The sequence below is a fragment of the Sphingomonas sp. ERG5 genome (assembly GCF_000803065.1).
Classification (GTDB): Bacteria; Pseudomonadota; Alphaproteobacteria; order Sphingomonadales; family Sphingomonadaceae; genus Sphingomonas.
Window position 1 is genome coordinate 25,234 of sequence record NZ_JSXI01000062.1, and the last position, 14,359, is coordinate 39,592.

Genomic DNA, 14,359 nt, shown 5'->3' on the forward strand with positions numbered 1-14,359 from the left:
TGTCATGCGCTCGGATAACCGGCTCGATTTTGCGGGCGAGCGTGCGTTGATGGTTATTCATACTTCCTCTTCCCCGGCGAAGGGCGGGCTCGGCCGGGAGGGGGAGGCAGTGGAAACGCGCGCCGCGCGCGCACGAATGCCCGCGACTGGACCCCGACCTTCGCCGGGGAAGCAATGAAAATCCCGCTGCTGTTAAGTTGGATTGAAACGCCGACTTCCAGCGAATTGGCTAACGCTCCAACCCCGAAACTCGATTCGCTCTAAACCTGCAGGATCGAGCGGACCGTCACATCGCCAACTGCGATCGGCCGGCGCGCATTGCTCACCAGCACCGTGCGGCTTTCACCTCCGGCGAGGTCGAAACCATTGACGCTAAAGCGCGTTGCGGCATCCTCTGCATAGAGCATGACGCCATAGGCATAGCGTGTAGCCGACACCGTGACCTCCAGCGTGTTCGCGTCGATCGCCCCGATCCGTGCTTCGGGCCTGCCGGCGAACGGAATGTCCTTGATCGGCACGAAGAACAGCCGATTGCCCTCGACCTGGCGCGAGCGGACCAGCAGAATTCGATCCGCCGCGCCTTCTGGCCGACCGCTCCAGATCGCCTCGGCCGCATTGGCGGGTGCGAACAGCTTCACGTCTTCACGGGTGAGCGATGCGCCGTCGAGCGTGACAAAGTCGATCGTCGCATCGATCTCGACGGGCTCACGCGTGTCGTTGACCACCCAAAGCTCGACCAGTCCATCGTCCAGCGTCTGGAACGACAGCGCCACCGGGGCATAGGCGCGGCGTACCGCATACCAGCTTGGTTTCGCCACGCCGTCGCCATCGATCAGGCTCCAGCTGACCCCCGGCCAGCAATCATTATACTGCCAGATCAGGGTGCCGGAGCAATGCGGCCTGCGACGGCGATAATGCTCGATGCCGAACGTCATCCCCTCTGCCTGGACGATCTGAGTGAAGTCGACATAGCGCGCGAGCGTGTCGGGCAAGCCAGTGACCGGGATCAGCATCGCATTGACCTTGTCCTGCGGGTGATCCTTCACGCGATTGAGAAATCCCGCGCCGCCAAGTCCCATCGCCTCGGGCTTCATCCAGCGCGCAAAGGTTGCGCGCGCGGGTGCGGCCTGGATGCCGAATTCGCTGACGAAGCGGCTCATATCCTCAGCATAGCGGGTATAGGCGACCGCCTCGGGCGAATGATCGAATGTCCCGACCGGCACATCATCCGGCGTCGGCGGCAGGCCGTGCCACACCGTCCAGTTGTGCACATCGCCGCCGCGCATCGAATTGTGACTCGGTCCGCCATGCGGACTGCCCGGCCAATAGGGCGTGGCCGGGTCAAGCGCGGCCAGCGTCTTCGGCATGATGTCGTGGATATAGAGATCGCCGAGGAACGGCGTGTCCAGCCCGGTCATGCGGTTCATGAACGCCTGGACCGCGTCGCCCTCATTATTGCCGCACCATAAAGCAAGACAGGCATGGCTGCGCAGGCGCGTGACCTGATAGGCCACTTCGTCGCGCACGCTCTGCACGAAATCGGGCTCATGCTCGGGATAGGGCGCGCAGGCAAACATGAAATCCTGCCATACGAGCAGGCCGAGCCGGTCGCATTGGTCGTAAAAGGCATCATGTTCGTAGATGCCGCCGCCCCAGACGCGGACCATGTTCATATTGGCACCGGCGGCGCGCTCAAGCAGGTCAGCATAATCGCTTTCGGTGATCGCCCCGACGAACGAGCTTGCCGGCACCCAGTTCACGCCGCGCGCGAAGATCGGCACATCATTGAGGATAAAGCGGAAGAAGGTGCAGCCGGGTTCGTCCGGGTCGGGTGACTGGTCGAGCGTGATGGTCCGGATGCCGACCTTGCGCTGGTCGCGATCGACCTCCCGCCCGTCCGCGATCAGCGTGACGCAAAGGTCATAAAGCGTTGGATCGCCAAGTTCGGGTGTCCACCACAGCTGCGGATCGGCAATGTCGAATTCGACGCGGCCATCCCTGGACGGGTCGATCGTTGCCGACGCCATGGTTTCGCCAGCCGGCGTCCTGAGCGTGACCGACGCGTTCACCGGCGCGCCGGCAAACGCGTCGACGGTTACGGTTACCGCGACCCGCGCGACATCGCCGATCGCCAATGTCTCGAAGCGTACGTTCTCGATCGCCGCAACCCATTGCCGCTCCAGCCGCACCGGTCGCCAGAGTCCGATGGTCGGCAAGCGCGGACCCCAGTCCCAGCCCCAGCCGAATTGCGCCTTGCGGATGAAGTTGCGCTTCGATTCCTTGATCGGGTCAGCGATGATCGCCCAGGTGTCCATCTGCTTGTCGGCGACGACCAGCGCCGGCGGGGTGAAACGGACGAGCAACTCGTTGCCGCCGTCGCGCAGATGCGCTCCGACATCGAAAGACGCGGCGAGGAACATGTTGGCGCTCTCGCCGATCTCCACGCCGTTGAGCCAGATCCGGGCAAAGGTATCGAGCCCGTCAAAGGTCAGCACGACGCGCTCGCCCGCCGCCGGCGGCACGGCATCGAATTGCGTCCGCCACCACCATTCGCGGTCCTTGACCCAGGCGCAGGCGGCCTCATTCTCATCGGCAAAGGGATGCGGAATGCGACCCGCCGCGTGTAGCGCAAGATAGGTATCGCCCGGTGCGGGCACGGGTAGCCAGCCCGTATCGGGCAAATGCGCGGGATCGCCTGCGCCGGGGTCGCAATCGAGCATCATCCAATTGTCGAGAGTCACGCGGTCTTCCTGCCTGTAACCGAAGCGGGCCGTTCGACGCGCGAGCGGATCGCCACCCGTCCGGCGCCGAGCGCGGAGGATTCGAGCGCGAGAAGCACGTCGAGCACATGCGTCGCCAGCCGACCGCTGGCACGCGGTGCGCGTCCTTCAGCCACCGCTGCGACGAGATCGAGCAAGCCGAGCCCGCGCCGGTCGCCGGCATTGAGCGCAGTGTCGCGGCCGAGCGGCCGGCCGGTGCGCAGGTCGATGCCCTGCTTCATCGCCGCCATGAATTTGGCGAGGATCGCAGTGTCGAACTTCTGCGCCGGCGTCGCATCGCCGGTGACCGACCAGTCGCCATCCCCGACCGACACCTTGACCGCGCCGCCGAACTGGTTGGGATCCGGGTTCAGCAAGGTGCCGTTATCGCCGTACAGCTCGATCGGCGCACGGACGTGCTTCCACACGTCCCAGGACAGGGTCAGCGCGATATTCGCACCACTTTCGAAGAGCAGCGCGCCGTTGACGTTGGTCGGGACATCGACCGCGATCGTCTCGCCTTCACGGCCCGGCGCGGTGATCGTGCGGATGTCGCGGGCGCGCGTGCCGATCGCCGTCACCTCGGCGACCGGACCAAGCAGATTGACCAGCTGAGTGAGGTAATAGGGTCCGATATCGAGCAGCGGGCCGCCACCGCGCGCGTAGAAAAAGGCGGGATCGGGGTGCCAGCTTTCCATGCCGCGCGAGGCCATGGCGATCGATCCGCCGACCACCCGGCCGATCGCGCCGTCATCGAGCAGGCGGCGCGCCGTCTGGTGCCCCTCGCCAAGGAAGGTGTCGGGGGCGCAACCGATCAGCAGCCCCTTCGCCTCGGCGAGCGCGAGCAGGTCCTCCGCCTCATCGAGCGAGATCGCGAACGGCTTCTCGCTATAGAGATGCTTGCCCGCCTCAAGCACTTGCCGCCCGATCGCATGATGGACCGTGGGCGGCGCGAGATTGACCACAAACTGGATGCCGGGATCAGCGAGCAGCGCCTCGGTGGTCATCGCTTCGCCGCCATAGCGCGCGGCTTGCGCCGCGGCGGACTCCATCGTGCGGCTGCTCAGCGCCTTAAGCACCACATCGGGCGAGCGCACGACGGTACCGAGATAGGCATGGCTGACCATGCCGCATCCGATCACGCCGATACCGGGAGGATCGCCCATCAGACCATTTGCCCGACCATCGAGGCGGCATTGGCGGTCGCGCGCCGCCGTTCGGTCAGGTCAGTCATGATCGCGGCATGCGCCTTGCTGTCGAGCCGGTACCATAGATTGGACAGCACCGCTGCGAGCGACAGTACCGCGGCACCAGGGCCGTAGAACAGGCCAAGCATGTCGACCATGCGCTCGGGCAGTACCGCCGCGGTACCGCCATGCGCCGCGAGATCGGTCGGGAAGTCGATCATCGACAATACCGCGCCGGCGACCAGCGCGCCAAGACCCGCCGATGCCTTCACCGCAAAGGCCCAGCCGGCATAATAAAGCCCCTCGCGCCGCGCGCCGAACAAATGTTCATGCTCATCCGCCGCATCGGCCATCATCGATGCGAAGGCGATGCCCGCCGCCGCCATCAGCGCGCCACCGATCAGCATGATCACCGACAGGATCAGCGCCAGCATATCGCCCTCCCATGGGAACAGCCCGAGCAGCCGGAGCAAAGTCGGCCCGGCCTGCGCTACGGTCAGCCCGGTCATGCCGATGACCAGCACGGTGCGCTTCTCCATTCGCGCCAGAAACGGCCCGGCAAGCGGCGCGCCGAACAACAGGCCGGAGAAGATCGCGAGCGTTACCATCTGAGTCTGGCCCGAGGTGAAATGCCAGAAGAAGGTATTGGCGTGCAGGCCGAGCGCAGTGTGCACGCTGAGCGCGAGGAAGAAGAGCAGCGCGCCGATGAACAGGATGCGGAACGAACGATTGCGGAACACTTCGACCAGTTCGCCGAACACACGGAGCAGGAAATTGCCCTCGACCGATACCGGCGGATGATGACGATCGCGCGTTGCCCAGACCGCGCGCATCGCAAGCAAAGCGCCGACGATCACGACGATGCTGAGGCTCAACGCAAACGGCGTATAGGCGCCATGCCGCGACAGGCCGGTCTTGCCGCGGAAGAAGACGCCGAAGCCGAGCAGCACCGCGATCAACGCGCCGACATAACCGACACCCCAGCGCCAGGCCATGATGCCCGACCGCTCGTTATAATTGTCGCTCAGCTCAGCGCCGATCGCCTGATAAGGCAGGATGAACAGCGACAGCGACACCCGCAACAGGATCGACAGCGCGGTGACGATCGCGAACAGCAAGGCCTGATCCAGCCCGACAGGCAGCGAGAAGATGCCGACAAAGCACAGGATGACCGGGATCAGCCCGGCGACCATGAACGGCAGGCGGCGGCCATAATGCGAGCGCCAGCCATCGGACATGGAGCCAATGATCGGGTCCATCACGGCATCGACGATCAGCCCGGCGGCCAGCGCGATCCCGGCAAGCCAGCCCGACAGACCGCAGACGGCAGTGACGTAAAACAGCAGGAAGATGTTCGTCGCATTGACGATCACGCCTTCGAGCAATTGCCCGGCGGCATAACCCAGCTTGATACCCAATGGCAGGCGCAGCAGGCGCTGAGCCCCGGCATGATCGATTCGGTCCGCCATCGGTTCAGCTTCCATGACTATCCTCTCTGCGGCGCACTTACAGACACACCGTTCTGTTTTTACTCTTAGGCCGGTGACGCGCCGGACTCAAGCCCCTGGCTGTGACGTGGATCCGGGCGCGGGCCGAACCAGGCCATTGAAATCCGCCGCCTTGTGGCGTTGACTGCACTGGCGTTCGGCGCGGTGAAATCGGGGCGATTGGGTGTGGCGATTTTCGAGGTCGAACTGGATGTGGGGACGGCGGACACGCCGCACCGGTCGCGCTTGCTCCATGAACAGCTCAAAGCGGCGATCCTCGGCGGGCAATTGAAGCCGGGCAGCCGATTGCCGTCGAGCCGCAAATCGGCCGCGCTGTTCGGCATGGCGCGCACGACGATCGTCGCGGTCTATGATCAATTGCTCGGCGAAGGATATCTGACCGCGCGGCACGGTTCGGGGACATATGTCGCCGATCGGCTGCCTGAAGCGCGTACCGCGCGATCGCCGGATGTCGGAGGCGCCGACCCCCGGCTCAACCCCTTCTGGTTGCGGCCCGAAGTCACCTCGGCGTTCGGCTTTTTCGACGATGGCACCGCCACTGCGGCGGACGTGGCGACCTATCCCGAGCGTTTCGATTTCCGCCCCGGCCTGGTCGATCTGGTGAATTTTCCCTTCGCCATCTGGCGCCGTGTTTCAGCGCAAAAGGTCCGCGCGTTCGAGCGTGCGCCGTTCAATTATGGCCATCCGCAGGGCGACCCCGATCTGCGCTCGGCGGTGTCGATGCATTTGTCGGTGGTGCGCGCGATCGCTTGCCATGCCGACGACCTGATCGTCACCAGCGGCGCACAACAGGCGTTCGACATGCTTGCGCGCGCGCTGGTCGATCCGGGCCGGACCGTCGTCGCGGTCGAGGATCCGGGCTATACGCCCACGCGTATCCCCTTCGCCGCGGCCGGCGCCAGGCTCTGCCCGGTCGAGGTCGATCGCGAAGGCATGGTGATCGAGGCACTGCCCGCCGATGTCGACATCATCTGCGTCAGCCCTTCACACCAGTTCCCGCTCGGATCGACCCTGTCGAAGGAGCGCCGCGCCGCGTTGATCGCATTCGCGCGCGCGCATGGCGCGATCATCATCGAGGATGATTATGACGGCGAATTCCGCGCCAAGGGCGGGCCGATCAAGGCGCTGAAGACCGCCGACGAGGACGATGTGGTCTTTTATGTCGGCACCTTCTCCAAATCGACCCTACCCAATATCCGGCTTGGCTTCGTCCTGCCGCCGGCCTGGGCGAAGAGCGCGCTGGTAACGGTCAAGATCTGCATCGACGGCCCCTGTTCGCTGCCGGCGCAGGCGGCAATGACCGGCTTCATCGCGGGCGGCCACCTGACCCGGCACATCGGCCGGATGCGCCGCGTCTATGACGAGCGCCGGCATGCGCTGCTCGACCTGCTACGCGACGATTTCGCCGAATGGCTCGACCCGATCGACTCCTCTTACGGCCAGCATGTCACGGCCCTGTCCAACGGTACGATCGATGTCGATGCGGTGGCCGCAACGTTGCTGCGTCGTAACGTCCAGATCCGTAGCTTGCGGCGCTATTACATGGGACCAGCGGGCAAGGCCGGGCTGGTGTTCGGGCTGGGATCGCTGGACGGCCCGGCGATCCGCCGCGCCATGGCGCTGGTACGGCGGACGATGCGCGAGGCCGCGGATCAATAGACATAGTTGATCGCCAACGCCGGGGTGATCGACGCGGTGACATTATGCCCCCGAGGAACGAAACGCGTGCCCAGCAGCACGCCGAGATTGGGTTTCCAGCTATATTCGATCGCCGGCGCGATCGCGAACCCGTCGCTCGACCCGGTGCGGTAGCGGATCGGATTCACCGCATCACGGATATCGAAGCCATGCACGCGCGTCGGATCATCATGATTGTAGATGAGATCAAGCGCCAGCACCCAGCTGCGCGTCAGGCTGTATTCGCCGGAAACGCCGAGGCTGAACGACTTGCCCGGCCGGGCACGACCGCGAAAGCCGTCACGCGTGCCATAGACACTGACATCAGTCAGCTTCGCTGCGTCGGAAAAGGCCGTGGAAGCGTTCAGCCGCGCGCGAAAGATGCGCCCATTGGGCAGCCAGAAATAATGCTGCGCATAGACCGACAGGATGGTGGTGTGAGCGCCACTGCCCAAACCATCACTTGGCCGGTCGCCAAGCCGGTCATATTTTCCGGTCGGCAGCGAATGTTGCACCGAAAGCGCGATCGCCGGGATCGATCGCCCCGCGTCGAACGAGGTCAATCGATACTGCGCCGTCAGGGTAAGATCACCGAACCCCACGCCTGAACCGTCGCGGCCATTGCTGACCGAATTGAAGCCGAAGGACGGCTTGGCGCCAAGGGTCAGCGTATCGGTCACGCCATAGAGCAGATAGGTCAGCGACCCGAGCCCGTGCGATGTGGCGGTGATGCGGTCATAGACATAGGTTTCGATCAGCGCATGGCCGCGCGGCAGTGTCGCGGCCGAATTGGCCAGCATCGGGCCAGTCCACCAAGCCTGATCGAGCGGCTGACGGTCGGGTACAAGGGTCGCCGGTCCAGCCGGCAAATCCTGCGCCATCGCGGGCATCGACGACAGGTTTGCGATCGCGCAGCACAGGAGGGGTTTCGGCCATCGGGTCATGTCGGGACCATCGCATTGCGGCGACTGGCCGCCACTCCGTCGCTTGCGCTCGAACTCCATTGTCTGGTCACGCCCTGGCCCTCCGGATCGGGCTGTGGGTTTCGAGCGGACCACTGCCTCCAGCAAGCTCCACCTCCCAGGATTTGTATCAGTCCACTTTTGATCCGCGGGACATGGCCGGCCCGGGCCGGGATATTTCCTGGCGACAGAGCAGATGCTTGAAGGTTCATCGCCCCGGGGAGCCCAGTTCGACCCCGTAAAGTGGTCGGGTCAAATCGACGGCAAGTGGCCGTTGTGGCCGCCGGCTCCATGCCACACACTCCCACCCATGAACCTGTCCGGCATCATTGCGCTCGCTGCCGTTGCGACCGTCGCAACGGCGAGTTCCACGCCCGAACCCGAAATCGCCTATCCGGCGGGCTTCCGCGGCTGGACGCATATTTCGAGCGCCTATATCGGTGAGGGCAATCCCGGCTTTCCGCGTTATGGCGGCATCCATTACATCTACGCCAATGATCGCGCGCTGACCGGCTATCGCACTGGCGTATTTCCGCTCGGTTCCGTCCTGATATTCGACGTTCATGATGTGAAGACCGGCCCTGGCACGATCGACCCGACCGCGCGCAAATTGCTCGACGTGATGGAGAAGCGCCGCACCGGCTGGCGCTTCATCGAATTCGATGGCGACAGCCGCACGAAAATCAGCGTCACCGGCGATCAGGCCGTCAAGGTCTGCGCCGCATGCCATGAGAACGCCAAACGTGACCATGTCTTCAGCGCGTTCGACGGCTGACCCGCGATCCCGGCATCGGTCCACCAGGAAGGCACAGCCATGATCAACACACGTCTCGCGCAAACAGTCCGGGGGCTGGTCATCGGCACGATCGTCGCTCTTGCGCCGGCGCCCGCCTTTGCCCAGTCGCACGCGCCCGCCGGGCGACCGGCCGGCCAGCCGATGCCCGTGCTGCGCGACGGCGCGCGTGATTTCGATTTCGAATTCGGCGCCTGGACCGCGCATATCTCGCGGCGCCTGCGTCCGCTGACCGGATCGACCGACTGGGTCGACTATGACGGCGTCTCGACCGTGCGCAAAGTGTGGGATGGCAACGCCAATCTCGGCGAGTTGAACGTGTCCGGCCCCGGTGGCCAGATCCAGGGTCTGAGCCTCAGGCTCTACGACCCGGCATCGCGCCAATGGAAGATCAGCTGGGCGAACGCCAGGGACGGCGCGATCACGCCGGCGATGATCGGCGGGTTCGATGCGAGCGGCCGCGGCGAATTCTACAATCAGGATGTGCTCGGCGACCGCCAGATCTTCGTGCGCTTCATCTTCTCGCCCATGGTCGGCAAGAGCTTCAGGATCGAACAGTCTTTTTCCGGCGATGCGGGGAAGACCTGGGAAGTGAACTGGATCTCCGATTTCACGCGGACCGGGTAAACGCCGACAAGCGATCAGGGGAATGACGATGAGACTGTCGATAACAATGCTGGCCCTGGCGGTCGCAACACCAGCGACGGCGGCACCGGCTGGGCAGCGGGGCGATACGCTGGTCGCCTTCGCCGACGCGTTCGACAAGGCGCAACTGACCAAGGATGGCACGGCACTGACCGAGATGGTGTCCGACGATCTGGTGTTCATCGACGGGTCGGGCAAACGGCTCGGCAAGCGCGATTTCATCGCGGGCTGGACCGGGGCCGGCGACAGTTACGAGCCGATCGTGCTGGTCGACCGTGTCGTGACGAGCCTCGGCCCCGATGCCGGGATCGTCGGCGCGGAGACGGTGCTGAAAGGCATATCCGGCGGCACGGCGTTCGCGAGCCATTTCCGCTACGCCGACACCTTCCACCGCATCAAGGGGCAATGGCGCGTGGTGCATATCCAGGTCACGCGCATGCCCTGAAACCCTATCCGCGCCTGAACCGCTCCAGCGTCGCCAGCGCACCCTGATCGTGCAGCATCGCCACATCGCGCGTCAGCGCATCGCGGAACGGGCGATCGGCGGCAAGACGTTCCGGAAAGATCTGCCGCAGCGACAGCAATGCCGCCACCCGGTCGCCCGGATCGGTTGCTCCACCCAGCGCAGCGGCGATTGCCGGGGCCAGCGGATCCTCGACCGCATGCGGTTCGCCCTGATCGTCGCGACCCGCGGTCCAGCGCATCCAGCCCGCGACCGCGAGAGTCAGCGTCGGCGCGGCACGGTCCCGATCGAACAGCGTCGCGATCGGCGCGAGCAGCCGCTGCGGCAGCTTCTGCGATCCGTCCATCGCGATCTGGCGCGTGCGGTGCTGTAGCGCCGGATTGGCGAAGCGGGCGAGCAGCGCGGCGCGATAGGCGGGAATATCCAGCCCCGGCGGCGGCGTCAGCGTTGCCGCCGTTTCGTCCATCAGCGCCTCGATGAACGCAAATGCGGCCGGTCGCGCGATCACCTCATGCACGAAGGCGATACCGGCCAGGCCGCCAAGATAGGCGATCGCCGAATGCGCACCGTTGAGCAAGCGAAGCTTGGCGTCTTCCCACGGCGCGACATCGCGGGTGATCTGCACGCCCGCCGCCTCAAGGTCGGGGCGCGGGCCGCTGAAGCGGTCCTCGATCACCCATTGCCGGAATGGCTCGGTCTTGACCATCGCGCGGTCCTCGACCCCAATCCGCGTGGCGAGGTGCGCGATATCGTCTTCACTGGTCGCTGGGACGATCCGGTCGACCATCGACGATGGGAACGCGGCCTTGTGCTCGATCCAGTCGGCCAGCGCCGGATCGCTGGCGCGCGCGGCGGCCAGCACGGCCTGTTTCAAGCGATCGCCATTATGGGAAAGATTGTCGCATGAGATCACGGTGAAGGGATCGATGCCGTTCGCGCGACGCTCGGCCAATGCGGCAGCGAGATAGCCGGCGGCAGAATCGGGCGTACCGGCCGCATAGCCTTTTTCAGTGATGGTCAGCGTGACGATATGCGTGTCGCGCGCGGCGAGCCTTGCCAGCAGTGCCGCCGGATCCCGGGGCGCGACCAGGACCTCGCGCACCGCACCGATCACTTGCACGCGCTCTTCCGCCCCGTCGCGGGTGACGACCGAATAGAGTCCATCCTGCGGCGCGAGCGCATCATGCACCACAGGCGACCGAAGCGAGGCACCGCTGACGCCCCAGCGCAGATCTCCGCCATTCAGGGCATGCTCGAAAAACACCGCCTGATGCGCGCGGTGAAAGGCGCCGATACCGAGATGGACCACGCCGGTCCCGACCTGCGCGCGGTCATAGCGGGGACCTTCGACATCGGCCGGCAGCCCGGCCAGCGTGGCGGCGGACAGGCGCGTCACAATTTATAGGTCTGCTTGACCAGATCATAGCTCAGCGCGCGCGCGACCTCATGCGCTTCATCCTCGTCGAGGCGATGCTCCGCGACCAGCTGCGCGAGGAAAGCACAATCCATCCGCCGCGCGACATCGTGCCGCGCCGGGATCGACAGGAATGCGCGCGTATCGTCGTTGAAGCCGACGCCATTGTAGAAGCCGGCGGTCTCGGTGGTCTGTTCGCGGAAGCGGCGCATCCCTTCCGGACTGTCGTGGAACCACCAGGGCGGGCCGATGCGCAGCGCGGGATAATGGCCGGCAAGCGGTGCGAGTTCGCGGGAATAGGTCGTTTCGTCGAGCGTGAAGAGGATCAGCGTCAGGCGCGGGTCCGATCCATAGGCATCGAGCAATGGCTTCAGGGCATCGACGAACGATCCGGCGAGCGGAATGTCGCCGCCCTTGTCGCGCCCGAAGCGGGCCAGCACCTGCGGGTTGTGGCTGCGATGCACGCCGGGATGGAGCTGCATCACCAGCCCGTCCTCGATGCTCATCCGCGCCATTTCGGTCAGCATCTGACCGCGGAACAGCTCGGCCTCGGCGGCAGTGGCACGGCCGGCGCGCGCTTTCTGGTACAGCGCCTCGGCTTCGGCGGCGGCCAGGTCGGCGGTCGTCGCGCTGGGATGGCCATGATCGGTCGAGGTCGCGCCCATCGACTGGAAGAAAGCGCGGCGCGCCCGGTGCGCGCGCAGATAGCCGGCAAAGCTCGAAACATCCTCGCCGGCCAGCGTGCCGAAGCGTTCGAGATTCGCCGCGAAATCGGCGGCATCAGGATCCGTCACCGCGTCGGGCCGATAGGCGGTGACGACCCGGCCGGACCAGCCGCTCTCGCGGATCGCGCGGTGATGGTCGAGCGTGTCGAGCGCGCCCTCGGTCGTCGCGATGACTTCGATCCCGAAGCGCTCGAACAGGCTGCGCGGGCGGAACGCCTCAGTCGCCAGCGCCGCATCGATCACGTCATAATATTGGTCGGCAGTTGCTTCTTCCAGCCGCACCTCGATCTCGAACACGTCGGCAAAGACATAGTCGAGCCACAGCCGCGACGGCGTGCCCCGGAACAAATGGTAATGCCGGGCGAATAGCCGCCAGATCGCACGCGGATCGGCTTCATATGGGGCGCCGTCGAGCGTTGGCACGCCAAGCGCCTCGAGCGGCACGCCCTGGCTCATCAGCATGCGCAGGACATAATGGTCGGGCACGATCAGCAGGTTGGCGGGATCGGGAAACGGGGCGTTGCCGGCGAACCATGCCGGATCGGTATGGCCGTGCGGGCTGACGATCGGCAAATTGCGCACGCCGGCAAACAGGCTGCGGGCGATATCGCGCGTGCGCGGCTCGGCCGGAAACAGGCGGTCGGGGTGAAGATTGAGTGTTGTCATGCGTGGATCGGCTCGACCGGTTGATAGCGTGGCAGGATAAGGTGGATGACGCCAAGCGCGACCATATAGGCGCAGGCGGCAACCACGAAGATCGGCTGATAGCTGCCGACCGTTTCAAGGATGCGTCCGGCATAAGCCGCCATCAGCATGCCGCCCCCTGCCCCGGCGAGCCCACCGAGCCCGATCACCGACCCGGCCATGCGGCGCGGAAACAAGTCACCGGGCAATGCGTAGAGATTGGCCGAAAAGCCCTGATGCCCGGCACAGGCGAGACCGATCAGCAGCACCGCCCACCACATGCCCGGTACTTGCGTGGCAAAGGCGATCGGCAGCGCGCATGCCGCCGCGGCGAACATCGCGGTCTTGCGTGCGCGATTGGTCGTGCGCCCGCGCGCGATTAGCCGCGAGGAGAGCCAGCCGCCGCCGATCGATCCGACATCGGCCAGCAGATAGACCGCGACCAAAGGCGGACCGAAAGCAAGCATGGTGACGCCGTACTGCCGATTGAAGAAATCGGGTAGCCAGAACAGGAATGTCCACCACACCGGATCGATCAGGAAGCGTCCGAGCATATAGGCCCAGGTCTGGCGCAGCCGCAGCAGCGTGCGCCAGGAGGTCGGCGCGCCCGGCTCGACCGGTTCGCTTTCGATCCAGGCCAGTTCCTCCGGCGTGATCGTCGGATGCTCGCGCGGGCGGCGATAGAAAAGCAGCCAGGCGGCAAGCCATATCACCGTCAGCAATCCGGTCAGGATGAACGCCATGCGCCAGCCGAGCGTGACGGCGATCAGGGGCACGATCAACGGGGTGACGATCGCCCCGACGTTCGAGCCGGCATTGAAGATACCGATCGCCAGCGCGCGTTCGCGGCGCGGGAACCATTCATTGGTCGCGGCGAGCGCCGCCGGGAATGTCCCCGCCTCACCGATCGCCAGCGGCAGGCGTGCGATCAGCATGCCCGCGGTCGAAGTGAACAGGGCGTGCACGACATGGCCGATCGTCCATAAGGTCACCGCGACGGTATAGCCGATCTTCGCCCCGAACCGGTCGACGAGTCGCCCGAACAGCACATAGGAAATGCCGTAGGCAGCCTGGAACCAGATGGCGAGATTGGCATAGCCGGTCTCGCTCCAGCCATAATGCGATTGCAGCGAAGGCTTCAGCGTCGGCAGGACCAGCCGGTCGATATAACTCAGCACCACCGCCGCGAAGAGCAGCGCGCAGACCACCCAGCGAACCCGGCCGCGCGGCTTTTGAATGCCGGGTGCGCTCACCAGCTGAACATGGTGCCGTCTTCCAGCCGGTTCACCGGCAGGTAGGCGCGTTTATACTCATGGGTTGCGGCGAGCGCCTCGTCGATTTCGACCCCGAGCCCAGGCGTGTCGCCGGGATGCATCATGCCGCGGTCGAAGCTGTAGGCGTGCGGGAAGACCGCGTCGGTCTCGGGCGTGTGACGCATATATTCCTGCACCCCGAAATTGGGCACCGACAGATCGAAATGCAGCGCCGCCGCCATCGCCACGGGCGACAGATCGGTCGCGCCGTGACAGCCAGTGCGGACAT

Annotated in this window: 12 protein-coding genes; 4 read left to right on the forward strand and 8 right to left on the reverse strand. The window is 65.2% G+C overall.

Annotated features, from left to right (window positions below; all coding sequences use genetic code 11):
• Positions 1-260: 260 nt before the first annotated feature.
• The 3 genes from OO12_RS19590 to OO12_RS19600 are packed head-to-tail and all read right to left on the reverse strand — an operon-like array spanning position 261 to position 5,430.
• A complete protein-coding gene (locus OO12_RS19590; protein WP_152616540.1) occupies positions 261-2,741 on the reverse strand; it encodes a beta-mannosidase in 2,481 nt (826 codons plus the stop codon).
• Positions 2,738-3,925: a Gfo/Idh/MocA family protein gene (locus OO12_RS19595; RefSeq protein ID WP_034160429.1), complete on the reverse strand. Its 1,188-nt coding sequence runs from the start codon at positions 3,923-3,925 to the stop codon at positions 2,738-2,740. Before OO12_RS19595 ends, OO12_RS19590 begins: the two co-directional genes overlap by 4 nt.
• Positions 3,925-5,430 (reverse strand): MFS transporter, encoded by a 1,506-nt coding sequence (locus tag OO12_RS19600; RefSeq protein WP_052216078.1) that lies wholly within the window; start codon positions 5,428-5,430, stop codon positions 3,925-3,927. The genes OO12_RS19595 and OO12_RS19600 overlap by 1 nt, the downstream gene beginning before the upstream one ends.
• A 138-nt stretch (positions 5,431-5,568) precedes the next feature.
• Here OO12_RS19600 and pdxR point away from each other — a divergent pair, with 138 nt between their 5' ends.
• Positions 5,569-7,113: a MocR-like pyridoxine biosynthesis transcription factor PdxR gene (gene pdxR, locus OO12_RS19605; protein WP_052216079.1), complete on the forward strand. Its 1,545-nt coding sequence runs from the start codon at positions 5,569-5,571 to the stop codon at positions 7,111-7,113.
• Here the strand turns inward: pdxR and OO12_RS19610 are convergent.
• Positions 7,107-8,075, reverse strand: a complete 969-nt coding sequence (locus tag OO12_RS19610) for a transporter (protein ID WP_200887520.1) — start codon at positions 8,073-8,075, stop codon at positions 7,107-7,109. The genes pdxR and OO12_RS19610 overlap by 7 nt on opposite strands.
• Before the next feature lie 328 nt (positions 8,076-8,403).
• Here OO12_RS19610 and OO12_RS27100 point away from each other — a divergent pair, with 328 nt between their 5' ends.
• The 3 genes from OO12_RS27100 to OO12_RS19625 are packed head-to-tail and all read left to right on the forward strand — an operon-like array spanning position 8,404 to position 9,976.
• On the forward strand, positions 8,404-8,868 hold the full coding sequence (locus OO12_RS27100) for a cytochrome P460 family protein (RefSeq protein WP_052216080.1): 465 nt from the start codon (positions 8,404-8,406) through the stop codon (positions 8,866-8,868).
• A gap of 39 nt (positions 8,869-8,907) precedes the next feature.
• Complete coding sequence (locus OO12_RS19620) at positions 8,908-9,513, forward strand: hypothetical protein (RefSeq protein ID WP_052216081.1); 606 nt, start codon at positions 8,908-8,910, stop codon at positions 9,511-9,513.
• A gap of 28 nt (positions 9,514-9,541) precedes the next feature.
• Complete coding sequence (locus tag OO12_RS19625; protein ID WP_160296852.1) at positions 9,542-9,976, forward strand: nuclear transport factor 2 family protein; 435 nt, start codon at positions 9,542-9,544, stop codon at positions 9,974-9,976.
• A 4-nt stretch (positions 9,977-9,980) separates the two neighbouring features.
• Here OO12_RS19625 and OO12_RS19630 read toward each other — a convergent pair whose 3' ends face one another.
• The 4 genes from OO12_RS19630 to OO12_RS19645 all read right to left on the reverse strand — a co-directional run.
• Complete coding sequence (locus tag OO12_RS19630) at positions 9,981-11,390, reverse strand: mannitol dehydrogenase family protein (RefSeq protein WP_034160431.1); 1,410 nt, start codon at positions 11,388-11,390, stop codon at positions 9,981-9,983.
• Complete coding sequence (uxaC, locus tag OO12_RS19635; protein WP_034160432.1) at positions 11,387-12,799, reverse strand: glucuronate isomerase; 1,413 nt, start codon at positions 12,797-12,799, stop codon at positions 11,387-11,389. Before uxaC ends, OO12_RS19630 begins: the two co-directional genes overlap by 4 nt.
• On the reverse strand, positions 12,796-14,070 hold the full coding sequence (locus OO12_RS19640) for an MFS transporter (RefSeq protein WP_082006668.1): 1,275 nt from the start codon (positions 14,068-14,070) through the stop codon (positions 12,796-12,798). Before OO12_RS19640 ends, uxaC begins: the two co-directional genes overlap by 4 nt.
• Positions 14,067-14,359 (reverse strand): enolase C-terminal domain-like protein (locus tag OO12_RS19645; protein ID WP_034159618.1); only part of this gene is annotated, 293 nt, incomplete at its 5' end. The genes OO12_RS19645 and OO12_RS19640, both read right to left, overlap by 4 nt.

Coding starts and splice junctions, on each gene's coding strand:
- OO12_RS19610 (WP_200887520.1), bottom strand. CDS start 8,075: ATGACCCGATGGCCGAAACCCCTCCTGTGCTGCGCGATCGCAAACCTG.
- uxaC (WP_034160432.1), bottom strand. CDS start 12,799: ATGACAACACTCAATCTTCACCCCGACCGCCTGTTTCCGGCCGAGCCG.
- OO12_RS19620 (WP_052216081.1), top strand. CDS start 8,908: ATGATCAACACACGTCTCGCGCAAACAGTCCGGGGGCTGGTCATCGGC.
- OO12_RS19600 (WP_052216078.1), bottom strand. CDS start 5,430: ATGGAAGCTGAACCGATGGCGGACCGAATCGATCATGCCGGGGCTCAG.
- OO12_RS19595 (WP_034160429.1), bottom strand. CDS start 3,925: ATGGGCGATCCTCCCGGTATCGGCGTGATCGGATGCGGCATGGTCAGC.
- OO12_RS27100 (WP_052216080.1), top strand. CDS start 8,404: ATGAACCTGTCCGGCATCATTGCGCTCGCTGCCGTTGCGACCGTCGCA.
- OO12_RS19625 (WP_160296852.1), top strand. CDS start 9,542: ATGAGACTGTCGATAACAATGCTGGCCCTGGCGGTCGCAACACCAGCG.